The following is a 17,611-nucleotide window of genomic DNA, read 5'->3' as shown; positions in this document are numbered from 1 at the left end:
CAGTCCTGTACGGGTTGGGAGGATTTTCTATGTTCATGCCCGGTTAACTAGGTCTCGACGGCACCACGTCGGACTTACTCTGTCCCGGGCAGTGGCCCCCACGACGCAGGCCCACCGTGATCCGCGTCCTCGCACGCCCGAGCAATAATGGCCCGGAACCGCGGTTTCATATCGGGCAATTCGTTCACATCGCACCAGGCAACGGCTTGGGATTCGTCGTCGCCAATACCGACCTCCGGCGAGTCGTCCCGAAGCGAAGCGCGAAACGCGGTGTCCACATATGACGTCACATCGCCATCGGGGTACGTCACTGGGCCCACCGCTTGAACATTCAACAGAGATTCGATCGTGATGAGTGCCCGCGTTTCTTCCTGAGCTTCCCGAATAGCCGCGACATGGGGATGCTCACCTGGGTCAACGATGCCCGTCACGGGTGTCCATTGCCCATTATCGACGCGACGGACCAACAGAACTTCACGCGCGCCGGGAGCGGAACCGTCGCGAAGAATGACGACGGTAACCCCAGGCAGCCACAGCGGGTCGTGGCCAATTTTGGAGCGAAGATTAATGATGAAGGGCGGAGTAGCCATCGGCTTAGGAATCCGCAGCCTGTGCGGCACGTCGAGCGGCACCGATATCGACGGCCACGGGCGTGCTGGGTTGTTGTGAAGCCCCGCCACCACCGCAGGAGCAGGACGTATTGCTCTCTTCGGCCTGTTGTTGAGCATCAAGCAGCGCGACAGTGTGCGCGCCCATGGCAGCACCCACGCCAATCAGAGCCACCGATGCAATAACAGCCACGGCAACCCACAGCCACGCCCATCCGGAAGCCCCAAAAGCGACAACTCCCCCGAGCAGCAGGGCCAACGCACCGACTGTCCAGCTCGGCGCGGCCACCTTGTGGGCGAGTTCCCACATGGCGGGATCGCGTCGAACCTCGGGGACACGAATGCCTACCCAGCTGTTACCGGGAAGTTTTCCTCCCCAAGCGGCCAGGCCCACGCCACCCACTGCAACAGCGAGAATAACCAGAATGATGCCGACAATCATGGTTCTAGTGTAAGCCTGCCGCGTTACGCGATCACAGGCCGGACGCGGATCTCCTCCACGGTGCATTCGGGTGTGGCATCGATGGCTGTGCGTACCGCGGCCGCGATGGATTCCGGCTGCACATAAATGGCTCCGTCGTAATCCTCGGGCGCCATGCCTTTCTCCGCCTGGATTTCTCGTTGCATATCAGTATCGACGCGACCTGGGTGGACCGAGGTCACGCGCACTACACCGCGTTCTTCTTCGCGTAGTGCGTCGGTAATAGCCCGCAGAGCGAACTTAGAGGCGCAGTACGGGGCGCTCCCGGGGCGGGACCTGTGTCCGGAGCCGGAATTGATGGCCACAATATCGCCGTGGGTGGCCCGTAGCTTCGGCAAGAGCTGCCGAATGAGGTCCACCTGCGCAATAACGTTAAGGTCAAGCACCCGAACCCAGTCCTCGCGGGAGACATCGGCAATCGCGCCGCCGACCGATATCCCGGCGCTGAGAACAAGCACATCCAGTGCCGGTTCGGGGAAAGCTTCAAGAGCCTTGCCGACGGATGACGGGTCTGTGAGATCCGCGACGAATGGCCGCGCATCGGGAACGGTCTCTTGGGCCTTCTTGACGCTTTCTTCGCTGGTCCCGCCGATGTAGACGGTGTGTGTGGTGGCGAGATCGTGGGCGATGGCTAGCCCGATACCGCGGGTCGCTCCTGTGATGAGGGCGACGGGGCGTTCGGAGGATGTGGTGGGCGGTGTGGTCATGTGGTGTGGCTCCTCAGTGGTGTGCGTGGCCGGGCGTGCGGCCAAAATAGGCCGCTGATCTGGGTGATCTGCGTTTTAGCTAGTGGTGATATCGACGCCGCTCAGCCCGTGGAGACGTTTGTCCGCGGAGCGCTGAGACTTAGCTCCGTCGCCGATGCAGGCGTCAAGAAGGTTGTCGATGGAGAGATCACGGGTGTCGGAATACAGCAATTGCTTCTTCGTGAAGCGATCAATCAGCTGGTCAACATTGTCGTGGCCCGCGGCCGTTGCGGTCCCGCGAATGGCATCTGCCCATTCGTCAGGATTAGCCACGACGAAAAGAAGATCATTCGCGTCATCGTCCAGGCGATCAAGAATGCTAATAATCACGGATGCAGCTTTGCTTACCGATGGTGGTACGTCGCCCGAAGCGATCGCCTCTTTAATCCATTCCGGAATGACACCCCGCTGTAGGCTACGCCACGGATAGAGCTCTAGTCGGCCGATCTCGCTGGATTGAGGCAGGTCATCCCCGGAAATATGTAGTACGCCATCTGTGGTCATCCGGTTTCCTGGCCACTTATCCATGAGGGCGTGGCGAAGCTCCCACGCTGGAATAAGGGGGAATTCATTGTCCCCCACGGAGAGATCATCGCGGCCAGTCATCATCGCATTCTGCTGGTCATTGAGGTCCAGAATTTCTGCCAGCGCTTGCGCTGTGCGGGTCAGTGAATGGCCAAGCTGCTCCCCGCGTTGACGTCGAACCAACGGCAAGGAGTGGTCAATCTTTTGAAGAAGAGCATCGAAGTACTTAATAGGTTCTTCGGCGGAGCCTTGATGGCCTTCCGTATTTTTAACTTGGATTAACCCGTCAGCTAAGTATCCAGAAACCTTGTTCTTAAAGATTGCGTTATCGCCAAGAACCATGAGTTTGATGCGGTTCGAGGCAGGGCGGTCCACGATGTGCGGGAACGTGCGGTTAATAATCCCGTCGTCGACCTCAGACAGAAGGCCGTAAAAGGGCTCATCACCCAGGTAAACGACGGAACCTTTCTTAATCGTTGCTTCTTTGTTGTGCTCGGAAAACCACTTTTGGTCAGCAGGGTGAACAACGTCGTCGATAGAAAAGGATTCAGTCTTTTTAGCGAAGATGTCGGATGCGGACAATGTCTCCGGCGAATACATCTCGCGGTAGAAATCGACGAAGTCAGAAAAAACAGTGGTGTTCGGCATACATGCTCCTTGTTTTCGTCAGGATTCGTGTGTTCGAGACGAGCGGTTGATGACCGGGTTTGTCAGCGGTGACCGGTGTAGTTGCCCTCATCATGGGCCCAACTAGACTATGTGACCATGACAAATCCGAGAGAAAAGAGCCCGAATGGGGGCCAGTCAACTGGTCATCCCACTACGTCAGTGTCCTCCTCCCACAATACTTCGTCAGGCTCTCTTTCTTCGCGGTCGAGTGCGTCGTCGGCGCATCACGACGAACCACGTTTCCGCTACACCGCCGGGCTGGCTGCGGAGATCGAAAACGCCTGGCACGAGCGTTGGTCCGACGAGGGGACGTTCAACGCGCCCAACCCCACCGGGGATTTAGCCCCCCGCGATGGAGGTTCGGATCTTCCCGACGATCGGATCTTTGTCCAAGATATGTTCCCCTATCCATCGGGCGTCGGCCTGCACGTTGGCCACCCCTTGGGCTACATTGCGACGGACGTCTACGCACGTTTCCACCGCATGTTGGGCAAGAACGTGCTGCACACACTGGGATATGACGCCTACGGCCTCCCTGCGGAACAGTACGCGGTCCAGACAGGAACGCACCCGCGGACCACCACCGAGGCGAATATCGCAAACATGAAGCGCCAGCTGGGGCGCCTGGGTCTGGGGCATGACCCTCGTCGGTCATTTGCTACGACTGACCAAGATTTCTACCGCTGGACCCAGTGGATTTTCCTCCAGATTTTCAACTCGTGGTTTGACCCCCAGGCCAACGCAGCCCGGCCGGTCGCGGAATTGCGGGAAAAGCTGGCATCGGGCGCGGTCAATGTGACCTCCGGCCCCGGCTACCAGAGCGTTGATCCCGACACGGGTGCAGCAGTCGAAGCCGCTGAACAAGCCGGCAAGAGCTCCGCGGAAATATGGGAATCGCTGGATGATGCTCAGCGTGAGCACGTCGTTGAAACCTTCCGTTTGGTCTATCGGTCCAGGTCAACGGTGAATTGGGCCCCCGGGCTCGGCACGGTCTTGGCCAATGAAGAAGTCACGGCCGACGGCCGCTCGGAACGTGGCAATTTCCCCGTTTTCCGCAAGAAACTGACCCAGTGGATGATGCGGATCACGCAGTACTCGGATCGTCTGCTCGACGATCTCGACCTGCTGGACTGGCCCGACAAGGTGAAGTCCATGCAGCGCAACTGGATCGGCCGGTCCCGGGGTGCGGAAGTCACCTTCGCCATCCCGACGAACACCTCCAGCCACGACGCCGCACAGTGCCCCGTGTTCACCACCCGCCCCGACACCCTCTTCGGCGCGGAATACCTCGTCTTGGCGCCAGAACATGAGCTTGTCGACGAGATCGTCGCAGATCAGTGGCCGGATCTCCGCGCCGAGCGCTCGCTCTCCGACGACGCCATCGACCGCTGGACCAGCGGCGCGGCCACCCCTGCCGAGGCGGTGAAGGAGTACCGCGCGTCCATCGTCGCGAAGTCCGATTTGGAACGCCAAGAGAACAAGGAAAAAACCGGTGTCTTCCTGGGCGTGTACGCCACGAACCCGGTGAATGGCCGCCGCATCCCCGTGTTCATCGCCGACTATGTCCTGTCCGGCTACGGCACGGGTGCGATCATGGCTGTTCCCGCGCACGATGAGCGCGACTACGACTTCGCGCGCGTCTTCGAATTGCCCATCACCGAGGTCATTTCCGGCGGCGACGTCACCGTCGAGGCTTTCACGGGCGCCGGCACCGCAGTGAACTCAGCCAACGACGACGGCCTAGACATCAACGGCCTCCACTTGGAGGACGCGAAAGCACGCACCATCGATTGGCTCGCCCAGCGTGGCGTCGGCAAGGAAAAAATCCAGTACAAGCTGCGTGATTGGCTCTTCGCTCGCCAGCGGTACTGGGGCGAGCCCTTCCCCGTTGTGTACGACGAGAACGACGTCGCTCACCCGCTCCCGGAGTCCATGTTGCCCGTTGTGCTCCCGGATGTGGACGACTACCGGCCGGTATCCTTCGATCCCGATGACGCGGAATCGGAACCACACCCGCCGCTGGCCAAGGCCAAGGACTGGGTCAATGTGGAGCTGGATTTGGGCGATGGCCCCAAGAAGTACCGACGCGATACGAACGTGATGCCGCAATGGGCGGGAAGTTCCTGGTACGAGCTCCGCTATGTGGATCCCACGAATCAGGACGCGCTCTGCGACCCCGAGAATGAAAAGTACTGGATGGGCCCCACGGATCAGAAGAAATCCGGCGGCGTGGACCTGTATGTCGGCGGTGTCGAGCACGCGGTGCTGCACCTGCTCTACTCCCGGTTCTGGCACAAGGTGCTGTTCGACCTCGGCTACGTGTCCTCCTGCGAGCCGTACCATCGCCTCTTCAACCAGGGCTACATCCAGGCTTTCGCGTACACCGACGACCGCGGCGTGTACATCCCCGCCGCGGAGGTTGTGGAGCGCGACGGTTCCTTCTGGTGGGTTCCCAGCGACGGGCGGAACATGGATGGTGTTCAGACCAATGAGCACGGCGAAATCCAGGTTCACCAGGAGTACGGAAAGATGGGCAAATCCCTGAAGAATGCCGTCTCCCCTGAGGACATTTGCGACAACTATGGTGCCGATACGCTGCGCATTTACGAAATGTCGATGGGTCCGCTGGATACGTCTCGCCCCTGGGCGACGAAGGACGTCGTTGGTTCGCAGCGCTTCTTGCAGCGTCTGTGGCGACTGGTGGTCGATGAATCCACCGGTGACCTCGTCGTCACGGATGCGACCCCCACCGATGACGATCGCCGCGCCCTGCACCGCACGATTGTCGCAGTCCGCGAGGATTACGCCCAGCTGATGGATAACACTGCGGTGGCGAAACTCATTGAGTACGTCAACTATGTGACGAAAACGTATGCGGGCGGCGCTCCCCGCGAGATCGTCGAACCAGCTGTGCTGCTCGTTGCCCCGCTTGCCCCGCATATCGCGGAAGAGCTGTGGTCGCGGCTGGGTCACACTGAGTCCTTGGCTCACGGCCCCTTCCCGACGTTCGAGGAGAAGTGGCTTGTCGACGACACCGTCGAGATTCCTGTTCAGGTGCAGGGGAAAGTCCGCAGCCGTATTAATGTAGCGACGGATGCCTCGCGCGAAGATATTGAAGCTGCGGCACTTGATGATGCCAAGGTGAAAGAGCACGTGGGCGATCATGAGATTAAGAAAGTGATCGTTGTCCCTGGCCGTATGGTCAACGTGGTGATCTAGGCCCGACCCGGAACGGAAAACAGCATGTTTGGAAAATCAAAAAAATCCGCCTCGGGGTCGTCGGGGTCAGCCCCTGCCGCGGCCACAGTGAAGAAGGAACGCCCCTGGTATATCGAAATCCCGATCATTATCCTCTGCGCGCTCCTCGTGGCGGTGCTGTTCCAGGTTTTTATCGGGCGCGTCTACGTTATTCCCTCGGAGTCCATGGAGCCGACGCTCAATGGGTGTACGGGCTGCAATAACGACCGCGTTTTCGTCAATAAACTCGCCTACGATTTCAGTTCTCCCAAGCCGGGCGACGTCGTCGTGTTCCGAGGCCCCGAGTCTTGGGACGAAGGGGAATTCGGTGAGAGCACGTCGGATGAGAGCAGCGGCTTCAGCAAGGTGTTGCGTACTGGTGCGTCGTATATTGGGCTGGCTACTCCCCCGGAGAATGACGTCGTGAAGCGGGTCATCGCGACGGGTGGGCAAACTGTTGAGTGCAAACCCGGAGACGACGGCATCAAGGTGAATGGGAAGACGATCGATTCGTCGTACACTCTGCAGCCCCCGCAGCGGGAGGTCGATACTGAGCATGGCTCAGAAGCGTGCGGTGGCGGGTACTTTGGCCCGATCACTGTGCCCGATGGGAATGTGTGGTTGATGGGCGATAACCGCACGAATTCTGCAGATTCTCGCTACCATATGGAGGATCAGTACCAGGGCACAGTGCCTGAGAAGAACATTATTGGCCGGGTGGATGCCCGTATTCTGCCGTTCAGTCGGATCGGTACTGTGGGTCACCCGGATATTCAGAAGGACTAACCAGCGCGAGTTGCGCCCGGCGCGCCTACCGGTAATCAAGCCCGGCAATTGCCATCCACCCGGTGCTGGTGATCCACCCGAGTGCGAAGGGGATAAGCACCCAACAAATGGCGAGCCATGGGCGCCAGCGGTCATACCGGGCCCACTTGATATAGGTGGTCCACACTCCCCCGAGTGCGCCGATGAGGGCGATCGCCCCCGGTACCACGGGGAAGAGGATTTCGTAGGTACGCGAACATATCCATGCCGACTCCCCCGCGTCGCAATCCGGGCCACCTTGGTTGTGCGAAATGAACAGGATGATTCCGGCCGCGAGCAGCGTAATCAGCGGCACCACGATGACATACACGATGGCCTGGTGGGTGGACCGCGTGTGTTGCTCTAGGCGCAGTAATGGGTCGAGTTCGTAATCCAGCTGGGATGGTTTGGATGGCGTGGAGTCTGCTTTATCGACGGTGACGTGCTGGTCGGGGTCATCGGAGCGGTGAGAATGAGATTTCCCGTGGCTATCCACTCGAACCTCCTCTACAGCGAAAATGTTGATTTAGACGGGAACAATAACAGTGGGGACGGGCGAATTCCGCACAATCTGGTTTGTCGACGAACCAAGGAACGTATGCCCGAAGACGCCCAGCGTGGAACTGCCCACGACGAGGAGGTCCCCTTTCTTCCAATCTAGGTCGGCGATGGAATTTTCCCAGTCCTCGCCGGATCCGATGGCGAGATCGACGCGAAGATCGTCAAAGCGCGCGAGGGCGCGTTCCTGTCCACGCTCAAGGATGCTCTGGGCCTGGTCCCGCCACTGCCGGGTGACCTCTTTGGCGTGCTTGTACGGGGTTTCGGTGGGATACATCGACGGACCGTGCGGCGTGAATGCCACAAGGCGGAGGGGAACATCCCATCGGTGTGCATAGTCGCACGCTTTCCGCAACGCTTCCTGTGATTGTTCAGTATCGGCGTAAGCACAGTTGACGCGAGTGACGCCTTTTTTGGATGTCCGCAGGCCACGCGGGGCGAGACCCAGGGATACGGGTGCGCAGTGAAGCAGGGCATCCGCGGTGGACCCGGCAACAAATCGGCCCTCGGCCGCAGAAGCGTGGGATCCAAGCAGAACAATCGTCGCATTGAAACCGGTGGCAGCCGCGCTGAGAGCGTCGGTTTCGGAGGCAGCGGTGACGAACTCGAAGGGGGTGGCATCCAGGGAATCGTCGGGAACCCGTGCCTCTTTGAGCGCCTCAAGAGCAGCGCGTTCGCACTTCTTCGTTTCCTTGCGAATCCAGCGTTGGTAGTCCTCCCCTAGCTCGTCGGGTGCGCCCGATGGCCATATGGATGGCAGGACGGTGATTGTCCGAATGACGGCCGGCGAGGTACGGGCAAACCATGCGGCGAATTCCTCGGCACTGGATTCGGTGGGATGTGGGCGTCGGGAAATGAGGATGCGAACCGGGGATTCGTTAGTCACGGTGGTGCTCCGTTTGTCGGAAGGGGTTAGTCGTGTGCTGGGTGTTCGTCGTCGGGGCCACCCTCGTGATCATTAAGGATGCGCTCGAGGACGTCGGTCAGTTCGAGTGCGAGCTCTTTGCCATCTTCAGTGTATTGAGCAATGAACCGCGCGAACTCAAGGTTTCGTTGTGCATTGACTCGTTCGAGCTCTTCCCTACCGTGGTCCGTCAGGGCGACGGTCACTCCGCGGCGGTCGTGTTTATCTCGCTCCCGAACAACAAGGCCGTCGAACTCGAGGCGGTGAATCGCGTTCGATGCGGTGGGCATGCGGATGGACTCGAATTTGGCGATGTCGCTAATCCGCATAGAACCGTGCTGTTCCAGCACGGACAGTATGGAAATTTGGCTAGCGGTAAGGGCGGTATGAACCGACTGACGGTAATAAATTAAGACGAGCCTATTGAGGAGTGGCCGGAGCCGTGCTGCAATGTCTTCGATAGGAGTGTCTTGAGAAAACTGTTTCGAGGGCTGTGTGGTGGCGTGGTCAGAAGTGGCGGGGACGGGAGAGGCGTCGCCTGAATTTTTATTGATGGACTTGTCAGTTGAGGTCATTGTCACCAGGTGCGTTAGTCAGAAATGGACTCCTCCTATTATATGGTGATTCTCACCCGCGCTAAAGCTGCTTGAGTGCAGCGAAAGGTTATGCGTGCCGACGGTGTGCTGGGCTATACACGTGAGGCTATTGTGCCTATAGTGACCGGGGTGAGCTGGACAGAGACGAGGAATCATCAGCTTGATCGTCAACGGTTGCTGGCTGAATACCGCCGGGGAGACATCTCTTCGGAGGAATTGCGGCAGTCGTCACGTCGGCTGATTGATGCCGCTGATTTTCATGGTGAACCACAAGATCGTCCGTGTCCGCTGTGTGGAAAAAGGACGTTAAAAAATGTCATCTGGATATTCGGCGACAACTTGGGGAAAATAGCAGGGACCGCGCGTAGTCGTCGAGAAGTTGAGGCCCTGGCGGAAACCTATGGCGACATTACCGCCCACATCGTGGAGGTATGCGTGCATTGCCGGTGGAACGTACTGCTTCGTGAGATGCTTGTCCGTGTAGGAAGTGGTACGTCCAAACCTCGCGTAGAGGAGAAATAGGAATAGTGAGTAACAAACAACCACAAAGGCAGGCCAAGATGTCTACCTGGAAAAAGGTGCTGCTATGGACAGGTGTAATCCTCCTTGTTCTCATTCTTGCGCCTGTTGTGGCATTCTTTTCCGCCTACGCGGTGACGAAGGTCCCGGAGCCTCAAGAGCTTCAGACTAATCAGATTGCGACCATTTACGCGTCGGATTCTTCTACCCAGTTGGCGCGCATCGTGCCGCCCGACGGTAACCGCACGGACGTTGATCTCTCGGAGATCCCTCAACCTGTGCGACAAGCCGTGTTAGCTGCGGAGGACCGCTCCTTCTATTCCAACCCTGGCTTCTCTGTTAAAGGTTTCGGACGCGCTGCGCTTGGTCTTGTGACGGGTAAGGAATCCTCTGGTGGTGGTTCCACCATCACCCAGCAGTATGTGAAGAACGCCCTGGTAGGTAACGAGCACTCCTACACACGTAAGGCTAAGGAGCTCGTTATTTCCGCGAAGATGGCCCGCGAGTGGTCCAAGGATGAAATCCTCGGCGCGTATCTGAACACTATTTATTTTGGACGTAACGCGTATGGCATTGCTGCGGCGTCGAAGGCGTATTTCAACAAGGACGTCAAGGACCTCACGCCGGAGGAAGGCGCTGTGTTGGCTGCATCCATCCAGCGTCCGTCGGAGTTGGATCCCTGGACTAACCGCCAGGCCGCTGAAGAGCGATGGAACTACGTTATGGACGGTATGGCCGACATGGGTGCTATTAACGGGGAGGAGCGCGCCCATGCCGCATACCCGGAAGTCATTGATCCGAACACGATCGATACGGGCTCTGAAGTTGAGGGTACGAATGGTCTGATTAAATCGCAGGTCATGTCTGAGCTTGAGGCATCCGGCATTAGTGAGCAGGACGTCAACACTCAGGGTCTCAAGATCACGACGACGATTGACCCCAAGGTTCAGAAGTCCGTGACGGACACGGTGAAGAACCGTATGCAGGGCTACCCGGATGATTACCGCACTGCCGTGGTCTCGGTTGATCCCCGCAATGGTGCGGTGAAGGGTTATTACGGTGGCGATGATCCGAATGGTTGGGATTTCGCGAATACCGGCCTCCAGACCGGATCGACGTTCAAGATCTTCGGTTTGGCCGCGGGCCTGGAGCAGGGAATGTCGCTCTCCCGCGTATACTCCTCTGCCCCAGTGACCATCAACAACCTGACTATTCAGAACTCTGAAGGCGAATCCTGTGGTTCCTGTAGCTTGGCGACGGCGCTGAAGATGTCGCTGAACACGAGCTTCGTGCGTATGCAGCATGATTTGAAGCATGGCGCGAAGGACACGGCCGATATGGCACACCGCCTGGGTATCCCCACCGAGGTCAATGGTGAAAAGACCTTGCAGGAAAAGGATGGGCAGGTGTACGACGGCGTCATCTTGGGCCAGTACTTAACCCGCCCGATTGATATGGCGACGGGCCTGTCTACGCTGGCAGACAACGGCATGTACCACCAGACGCACTTTGTTCAGAAGGTGGAAACGTCGTCAGGCAAGGTGCTGCTGGATCGGTCGAATGTCGAGGGTGACCAGCGCATTGATAAAGATGTCGCTAATAACGTCATTTCGGCGATGGAGCCGATTGCGTCGTATTCGCGCAACCACGGTCTGGCTGGTGGCCGGACCTCAGCGGCGAAGTCCGGTACGGCTCAGTTGGGCGATACCGGCAATAACAAGGACGCCTGGTTTGTTGGTGCAACCCCGCAATTAGCGACGGTGGTCTGGGTAGGTACGAACGACGGCCAGCCCATCTTCTACTCTGGCCGCCCGATGTATGGTTCCGGACTCCCAGCCGATATTTGGAAGCAAACCATGGATAGCGCCTTGCAGGGCGATGATTACATGGCCTTTGGTGATTCGAACTCGTCGGGTTCCAAGCAGTCGAATACTAACTCGGGCGGGTCGAAGAAGACCTATACCCAAACGACGACGGTTCAACAGCAGCAGCCGCAGCGTACTCGTGCACCCCAGACACAGGCGCCGCAGCCACAGCAGCAGTATGCGCCGGAGACGCAGGAGACTCCCGCCCCGATGCCACAAGCGCCCGACAATGGCGGCCTGAACATCCCGACGCGGACCCAGGAAATTCTCCCCGGTGTGGAAGTTCCCGTTCCGGATTTGGGTAACAACGATGAGCCGGCTCCGTAGTTAATCGACGAGTCCGCCGTACTGAGTGAAGAAGGACATAGTGGCGTTGGGTGCAGTTAAAGGAAAAGAACAGCAGGACACCGACGTGTTGAGGGTTCAGCCGAGCCTGACGGAGCCCGCAGCGCAACGGTGGACTCATTTCCTTGGGGGACCCATTGCAAGCCACGGTCTCGTCGGGCGAGCAGTGTGGGCCACTCCCCTCCGCGTCCTGATCGGCCTGGCCCTGGGCATGATGTCCCTGGGTTGGCTCTCGAAGGCGAATTGTCTTCGTGGCGACGGTGACGGGGTGAATTGGACCGCGAACCGTCAGTACATCTCCGGGTGTTACGCGGATTCCATTCCGCTGTACAGCATTGAAGGCCTGAAGGATGGGCACTTTCCGTATGTCTACTCCTGGGCCGGTGATGGTGGCACCCGCCATATGGAGTACCCGGTTCTCACCGGGCTCTACCAGTGGTTATGCGCCCAGTTAGCGGCCCCCTTGCACTGGTTTGCGGACCTCATTGGATGGTCGGTGCCCCGCGTCGGTTTCTATTTCGGCGTGAACGCGGTGTTCCTTGCGATTGCATGGATCGGGACACTGTGGTTCACCTATCAGTTGGCCGGTCACCGCGTGTGGGACATCATTCTGGTTGCGGCCAGCCCCATCGTGGGTGTGCACATCTTCACCAATTTCGACTCTCTAGCGACAGTGTGCGCGATGGGTGCCATTTTCCTCTGGACCAGGAAGAAGTACGCAGGAGCTGGGATTCTCATCGGCCTGGGAGCGGCCGCAAAGCTCTGGCCCGCGTATATCTTAGGTGCTTTCCTCGTGCTGGTCATCCGCCACCGTTGGCGGGAGCGCACGGAATTCATCAACACGGTGGTTTCGGCTGTGGTCACCTGGCTCGTGGTGAATATCCCGATCATGATCGCCTCCCCTGCTGGATGGGCGGAATTCTTCACCCGGAATGGGAAGCGAGCAGCTGAAGATTCGACGATCTACAGCGTGCTTTCATGGCTGACTGGCTTTAGTTACTCCACCACTGTTCCGGTGAAGGCGCAGTCAATCATTTCGTTTGTGCTGTTCGGACTGTGTTGTGTCGGAATCTTGATTCTCGGGCTGAAGGTCAGACGTGAGCCTGCAGTGTGGGAACTCTCGTTGCTGATCGTCGCCGCATTCGTTCTGACCAGCAAGGTGTGGAGCCCGCAATACTCGCTATGGCTGGTGCCCCTCGTCGCGTTGTCTCTCCCCCGCTGGCGCCTGGTGTTCGCCTGGATGTGGGTGGAAGCTATTTACTGGTTCGTGCGCATGTGGTGGTTCACGGGGGCGGATAACAAGGGCGCTCCAGACTGGCTGTTTAACTCCTTCGTGATCGCGCGGGATGCGCTGGTTGTGGCCATTCTTGTGCTGGTGATCCAGCAGATGCGCGGGACACGTCCCGACGCTCCACGCACGATGCTCCAGGCAGAGGTCCCTGGGCAGCAGGAAAAGGATCCGGGGACGGTAGCGTCGCGGCGCGGTCCGGCGTCGGAAATGAGTAGCCGGGCGGTGACTAGCGACGTAGTAACTAGCCGGGCGGGTGTCGTCGGCACGCGATCGAACGTAGGAATTACAGCATGACTCCGCAAGTAACGTTAACGATTATCAGCGTTTTTATCGGGTTCTTCTTATTCACGGCCTCGTTTGCCAGTTTCATGTACAAGAAGCCGGCCAAGGTGACGTGGACGCTGTTTGGCATCGCCGTTTTCTTCATCACTGTTGTGCCGGTGACCGTCGCTGTCTTTTGGGCGACGCTCATCAATTAACCGGGTTGCTCACCACCGAGCCAACTGGCGTGTTGTCATGTGGGGTTTTCGTGAGGTTCCGGATTTTGCCTCTGGCCAGCGGTTTGGTAGTCTCGTGGGGTTGCTTGACGCAACGAACCCTCCTGTCGCGCTAACGATGGCGCGGCCGAAATACGACTAGACCATAGGAGGTGATGAGGTCCGTGCGTCACTACGAAATCATGATCATTCTCGATCCCGCGCAGGATGAGCGCACTGTAGCCCCGTCCCTGGATAAGTATCTCGATGTTGTCCGCAAAGAGAAGGGCAACGTTGACAAGGTTGATATTTGGGGCAAGCGCCGTTTGGCCTATCCCATTCAGAAGAAAGAGGAAGGCATCTACGTTGTCGTGGACTTCACCTGTGAGTCCGCAACTGTGCTGGAAGTCGACCGTCTGCTCAACCTGAATGATTCGGTGTTGCGTACGAAAGTTCTGCGGACCGACGCCTAAAAAGGCACACTGGTAGAAACGCCAGTGTCAGGTTTTATCTGACCATCAAACCGGTTGTCCTGCAGAGAGAGGATTCATGATGGCACAAGGAGAGACACCTATCACGGTTGTCGGCAATCTTGTTGCTGACCCAGAGCTTCGTTACACCCCGTCGGGTGCTCCTGTGGCTAATTTCCGTGTGGCATCGACGCCACGCCGATACGATTCCCAAACCAACCAGTGGGTTGATGGGGATGCGATGTTCCTCACCTGCAATGTGTGGCGCCAGGCCGCCGAGAACGCTGCCGAATCGTTAAAAAAAGGCATGCGCGTGATCGTCAATGGCCGCTTGCGCCAACGGAGTTTTGAGACTCGGGACGGCGAACAGCGTCGCGTGTTTGAAATCGAGGTCGACGAGGTCGGCCCGTCGTTGAAGTACGCCACGGCAAACGTCGAAAAGACGAGTGGCGGAGGCAACGGATTCAACCAAGGCGGCGGTGGCTTCGGTGGAAACCGAGGCGGAGGCTTTAACTCCAATCGCGGCCAGCAGTCTCAAGGCAACCAGGGCTTCGGCGGTTCCGGAGGGAACTCGGGCGCGGATCAGGATCCGTGGAATTCCGCTCCCAGCCAGGGCTCCAGCCAAGGGTTTGGTGGGGCAGATGATGAGCCACCCTTCTAACTAATCAACGTAAGAAAGGCTAGGGATCATGAAGCTGATCCTCACCGCCGCCATTGACAATCTCGGTGTTCCTGGTGACATCGTCGAGGTCAAGGCCGGCTATGGAAGAAACTACCTGCTCCCGCGCGGGTACGCGGTCCCCGCTACTCGTGGCGCCGAGAAGCAGGTTCAGGATTTGAAGCGTGCGCAGGAAGCGCGCGCTATTCGCGACGCCGATCGCGCTCGCGAGGTCAAAGAGCAGTTGGCAAACCTGGAAGGCGTTTCTGTCGCCGTCCGCACTGCCAACAATGGCAAGCTGTTCGGGTCTGTTAAGCCTAACGACGTTGCTCAAGCCGTCGTAGCTGCTGGTGGTCCGGAGCTGGATAAGCACAGCATTGACATGACCAAGGGTTTTGTGAAGTCGACGGGTAAGTACTCGGTGGACGTTAAGCTCCACGAGGATATCCACGGCACCATTAACTTCGAGGTCGTATCCCAGTAGTTTCTGGTTTTACACTTTTTGAATTCCTTCCGGGGACTCGACACCCCCGGTCGACAACAGCGTGTAAGCCCCAGCCGCGGGCTGCTGCCGTATAAGACGGGTAACTCAGTGGTTGTTGGGGCTTGATAAGGGATGTGCCACGCTTTTGTGGCCGTTCTGTGATACATAAGGCGCGACTCGACACCGTGCCGTGTTCTTCACTCCACGCTGGGTGTGTTTCGACACCACGCCCTGCGTGAAATAACGACGGGTCTGGCAGATATGCCGGGCCCGTTTTTCGTATGCGGGGACCGGCCGGGCGAAGAACATCATTCACGCAAGAGCTTCGTCGTTTACCTTCTGTTAATGGTGATAGAGATGTTGTCGGATGTCGTGGATGGGGCTGGGGATAACACGCACAGGTTAGGTGCTTGACAACCGGCTTTTTACCCCAATTTGCTCGGATATTTCCCCAGTTCACGATAAAAAGGCCCAGCGTAGAAGCGGTTTTCCACCGGTACTGTGAGATTCGTCAAATCAAAATTTCACAGGGCTGACCTGCACAAACGCTCATTTCTGCAGGTCGCGATAAAAACTTGTCCACAGTAAATTCCACAGGCCGACGTGGGAAACGATGAATTCTCCACATTTTATCCACAGGCGGTCCGCGAAACCTGTGGATAACTTCGTCGGAAAGCAGGTATTGAGATTTGCATCCTAGCCGTCGGGGCTTTATGAAAAGCAGTAAAGAGTCACTCTGAGCAACCCCTTCCGGTGAGATCCGGTGAGATCTGGCGGGCACCAGCAGATTGTGTTCAGTGTTTATGTCGGCGGCAGACGATAGGGTATTCCCATGGCATCACGTTCAGCGGTATCAGCGTCTTCTTTTGATAATTCGTACGACTCGTATGAGTCTGGTTTCGGTTCGGGCGGGGACTATGAGGATGAGTCGTTTGGGCCTTCCGGCGGCCCCGATCCACGGGATTATGAGGAATTCGGCCGGAAGTCCCCCCAAGATATTGAGGCTGAGCAGGCTGTTTTGGGCGGTATGCTGCAGTCCCAGGACGCCATTACGGATGTTGTAGAGATTCTCCGCGCGGATGACTTCTATGACCCGCGCCATCAGACCATTTTTAACGGCATCCTCGATCTGTATAGCGAGTCCGCAGATGCCCAGTTGCAGATCGACCCGGTGCTGGTGAGCAACCGCCTTAACAGGGACGGCGACCTGGAGCGTGTGGGTGGTGCACCATATATCCACACCCTTATGACTAAAGTGCCGACGGCGGCCAACGCGAGTTACTATGCGCGGATTGTTGCCGAAAAAGCGGTGCTCCGTGGGCTTGTCTCGGTGGGGACGGAGATCGCCAAGTTGGGATACAACGGCATCGATGGCCAGGACGTGGACAAGGTGGTCGATTACGCCCAGTCCCAGGTGTTCGGGGTCGGACGTCGTGACGCTAGCACGGATTATGTCGAGTTGGCCGACACGTTTGAGGAGGTCAATGATCTTCTCAACGAGTACGAAATGCACGGTGGGGCAGCGAGTGGTGTGCCAACGGGCTTCCTTGACCTCGACAAAACGATTAACGGCCTTCACCCCGGCCAGATGGTTATCATTGCCGCTCGTCCGGGCGTGGGGAAGTCCACCTTGGCGATGGATTTCATGCGGTCGGCGTCGGTAGAAAATGACACACCGTCGGCACTTTTTAGCCTCGAGATGTCCAAAATGGAGATCGTTCTGAGGCTGCTATCGGCCGAGGCCGAGGTGAAACTCACCAACATGCGCAGCGGTAAAATGGACGAGTCCGAGTGGACCCGGCTGGCTCAAACGATGGGGAAGCTGGAGAAAGCGCCTATTTTTATCGACGATTCTCCCAACCTGACGATGATGGAAATCCGGACCAAAGCCCGCCAGATCAAACAGAAGCACGGCCTCGGGCTGATCGTTGTGGACTATCTGCAGCTGATGACGTCGGGCCGCAAGGTAGAGTCGCGCCAGCAGGAAGTCTCGGAGTTTTCCCGTCAGCTGAAGTTGTTGGCGAAGGAAGTGGAAGTTCCGCTGATCGCTATTTCGCAGCTCAACCGTGGTCCAGAGTCCCGCACCGACAAGAAGCCGCAGCTGGCGGACCTGCGTGAATCGGGGTCCCTCGAGCAGGATGCGGACATGGTGATGTTGCTGTACCGGCCGGACTCTCAGCCGGGTGCGTTGGATAACGCCCGCGAGGGAGAAGCAGACATTATTTTGGCTAAACACCGCGGGGGACCAGTGGGCACCATCCCGATTGCTGAGCAATTGAAGTACTCGAGGTTCGCTAACCTGGCCACCGACAACTTCTCGTAAGGTCAGGAGAATACCGCTCACAGGCGGTTTTCCGGGCCGCTTTCGGTGCTCG

General features: G+C 58.1%; 17 protein-coding genes. 10 read left to right on the top strand and 7 right to left on the bottom strand.

Going from position 1 to position 17,611, the window contains the following annotated elements; all coding sequences use genetic code 11:
• Positions 1–74: 74 nt before the first annotated feature.
• The 4 genes from CKROP_RS10270 to CKROP_RS10255 form a co-directional block, all read right to left on the bottom strand.
• Positions 75–590, bottom strand: a complete 516-nt coding sequence (locus CKROP_RS10270; RefSeq protein WP_012732680.1) for an NUDIX hydrolase — start codon at positions 588–590, stop codon at positions 75–77.
• Between the two features lie 4 nt (positions 591–594).
• Positions 595–1,050: an SdpI family protein gene (locus CKROP_RS10265; RefSeq protein WP_012732679.1), complete on the bottom strand. Its 456-nt coding sequence runs from the start codon at positions 1,048–1,050 to the stop codon at positions 595–597.
• A gap of 23 nt (positions 1,051–1,073) precedes the next feature.
• A complete protein-coding gene (locus tag CKROP_RS10260) occupies positions 1,074–1,796 on the bottom strand; it encodes an SDR family oxidoreductase (protein ID WP_012732678.1) in 723 nt (240 codons plus the stop codon).
• A gap of 75 nt (positions 1,797–1,871) precedes the next feature.
• Positions 1,872–3,008, bottom strand: a complete 1,137-nt coding sequence (locus tag CKROP_RS10255; protein WP_012732677.1) for a hypothetical protein — start codon at positions 3,006–3,008, stop codon at positions 1,872–1,874.
• A 117-nt stretch (positions 3,009–3,125) separates the two neighbouring features.
• On the opposite strand from CKROP_RS10255, the gene CKROP_RS10250 reads away from it, so the two are divergent.
• Together CKROP_RS10250 and lepB are read left to right on the top strand one after the other, a co-directional pair.
• Positions 3,126–6,248: a leucine--tRNA ligase gene (locus tag CKROP_RS10250; protein WP_012732676.1), complete on the top strand. Its 3,123-nt coding sequence runs from the start codon at positions 3,126–3,128 to the stop codon at positions 6,246–6,248.
• Positions 6,249–6,272: 24 nt separating this feature from the next.
• Positions 6,273–7,052, top strand: a complete 780-nt coding sequence (lepB, locus tag CKROP_RS10245) for a signal peptidase I (protein ID WP_012732675.1) — start codon at positions 6,273–6,275, stop codon at positions 7,050–7,052.
• A 25-nt stretch (positions 7,053–7,077) separates the two neighbouring features.
• Here lepB and CKROP_RS10240 read toward each other — a convergent pair whose 3' ends face one another.
• Genes CKROP_RS10240 through CKROP_RS10230 form a run of 3 tightly spaced genes read right to left on the bottom strand, consistent with a single transcriptional unit; the run spans position 7,078 to position 9,107 of the window.
• Positions 7,078–7,566 carry a hypothetical protein gene (locus CKROP_RS10240; RefSeq protein ID WP_012732674.1) on the bottom strand — a complete coding sequence of 163 codons (489 nt, stop codon included), beginning with the start codon at positions 7,564–7,566 and terminating at the stop codon, positions 7,078–7,080.
• A 30-nt stretch (positions 7,567–7,596) separates the two neighbouring features.
• The gene (locus CKROP_RS10235) at positions 7,597–8,514 is read right to left on the bottom strand and encodes a universal stress protein (protein ID WP_012732673.1); all 918 of its coding nucleotides are present in this window, start codon (positions 8,512–8,514) and stop codon (positions 7,597–7,599) included.
• Between the two features lie 26 nt (positions 8,515–8,540).
• Positions 8,541–9,107, bottom strand: coding sequence for a MarR family winged helix-turn-helix transcriptional regulator (locus CKROP_RS10230; RefSeq protein WP_012732672.1), 567 nt, complete (start codon positions 9,105–9,107; stop codon positions 8,541–8,543).
• A gap of 75 nt (positions 9,108–9,182) precedes the next feature.
• On the opposite strand from CKROP_RS10230, the gene CKROP_RS10225 reads away from it, so the two are divergent.
• The 8 genes from CKROP_RS10225 (at position 9,183) to dnaB (ending at position 17,559) form a co-directional block, all read left to right on the top strand.
• Entirely contained in the window at positions 9,183–9,650 is a 468-nt protein-coding gene (locus CKROP_RS10225) for a DUF5318 family protein (protein ID WP_012732671.1), read from the top strand.
• A gap of 38 nt (positions 9,651–9,688) precedes the next feature.
• Positions 9,689–11,839 carry a transglycosylase domain-containing protein gene (locus CKROP_RS10220; protein ID WP_081429456.1) on the top strand — a complete coding sequence of 717 codons (2,151 nt, stop codon included), beginning with the start codon at positions 9,689–9,691 and terminating at the stop codon, positions 11,837–11,839.
• A 25-nt stretch (positions 11,840–11,864) separates the two neighbouring features.
• Positions 11,865–13,442, top strand: coding sequence for a glycosyltransferase family 87 protein (locus CKROP_RS10215; RefSeq protein WP_148209695.1), 1,578 nt, complete (start codon positions 11,865–11,867; stop codon positions 13,440–13,442).
• Positions 13,439–13,627, top strand: coding sequence for a hypothetical protein (locus CKROP_RS10210; RefSeq protein ID WP_012732668.1), 189 nt, complete (start codon positions 13,439–13,441; stop codon positions 13,625–13,627). Before CKROP_RS10215 ends, CKROP_RS10210 begins: the two co-directional genes overlap by 4 nt.
• A gap of 182 nt (positions 13,628–13,809) precedes the next feature.
• Positions 13,810–14,097 carry a 30S ribosomal protein S6 gene (gene rpsF / locus CKROP_RS10205; RefSeq protein WP_012732667.1) on the top strand — a complete coding sequence of 96 codons (288 nt, stop codon included), beginning with the start codon at positions 13,810–13,812 and terminating at the stop codon, positions 14,095–14,097.
• Between the two features lie 79 nt (positions 14,098–14,176).
• Positions 14,177–14,755, top strand: coding sequence for a single-stranded DNA-binding protein (locus CKROP_RS10200; RefSeq protein WP_012732666.1), 579 nt, complete (start codon positions 14,177–14,179; stop codon positions 14,753–14,755).
• A gap of 28 nt (positions 14,756–14,783) precedes the next feature.
• Complete coding sequence (gene rplI, locus CKROP_RS10195) at positions 14,784–15,236, top strand: 50S ribosomal protein L9 (RefSeq protein WP_012732665.1); 453 nt, start codon at positions 14,784–14,786, stop codon at positions 15,234–15,236.
• 832 nt (positions 15,237–16,068) lie between these two features.
• Positions 16,069–17,559 (top strand): replicative DNA helicase, encoded by a 1,491-nt coding sequence (dnaB, locus tag CKROP_RS10190; protein ID WP_012732664.1) that lies wholly within the window; start codon positions 16,069–16,071, stop codon positions 17,557–17,559.
• The last annotated feature ends 52 nt before the right edge of the window (positions 17,560–17,611 follow it).

It is taken from the genome of Corynebacterium kroppenstedtii DSM 44385 (assembly GCF_000023145.1).
Lineage (GTDB): Bacteria > Actinomycetota > Actinomycetes > Mycobacteriales > Mycobacteriaceae > Corynebacterium > Corynebacterium kroppenstedtii.
The sequence above is the reverse complement of the archived record's forward strand: the minus strand, read 5'-3'. Positions and strand labels throughout refer to the sequence as shown.

Bases quoted from the DNA above. Each gene is read 5' to 3' on its own strand.
- lepB (WP_012732675.1), top strand. From the start codon at position 6,273: ATGTTTGGAAAATCAAAAAAATCCGCCTCGGGGTCGTCGGGGTCAGCC.
- CKROP_RS10255 (WP_012732677.1), bottom strand. From the start codon at position 3,008: ATGCCGAACACCACTGTTTTTTCTGACTTCGTCGATTTCTACCGCGAG.
- CKROP_RS10230 (WP_012732672.1), bottom strand. From the start codon at position 9,107: ATGACCTCAACTGACAAGTCCATCAATAAAAATTCAGGCGACGCCTCT.
- CKROP_RS10220 (WP_081429456.1), top strand. From the start codon at position 9,689: ATGTCTACCTGGAAAAAGGTGCTGCTATGGACAGGTGTAATCCTCCTT.
- dnaB (WP_012732664.1), top strand. From the start codon at position 16,069: ATGGCATCACGTTCAGCGGTATCAGCGTCTTCTTTTGATAATTCGTAC.
- CKROP_RS10210 (WP_012732668.1), top strand. From the start codon at position 13,439: ATGACTCCGCAAGTAACGTTAACGATTATCAGCGTTTTTATCGGGTTC.
- CKROP_RS10265 (WP_012732679.1), bottom strand. From the start codon at position 1,050: ATGATTGTCGGCATCATTCTGGTTATTCTCGCTGTTGCAGTGGGTGGC.
- CKROP_RS10260 (WP_012732678.1), bottom strand. From the start codon at position 1,796: ATGACCACACCGCCCACCACATCCTCCGAACGCCCCGTCGCCCTCATC.
- rplI (WP_012732665.1), top strand. From the start codon at position 14,784: ATGAAGCTGATCCTCACCGCCGCCATTGACAATCTCGGTGTTCCTGGT.
- CKROP_RS10270 (WP_012732680.1), bottom strand. From the start codon at position 590: ATGGCTACTCCGCCCTTCATCATTAATCTTCGCTCCAAAATTGGCCAC.
- CKROP_RS10250 (WP_012732676.1), top strand. From the start codon at position 3,126: ATGACAAATCCGAGAGAAAAGAGCCCGAATGGGGGCCAGTCAACTGGT.
- CKROP_RS10200 (WP_012732666.1), top strand. From the start codon at position 14,177: ATGGCACAAGGAGAGACACCTATCACGGTTGTCGGCAATCTTGTTGCT.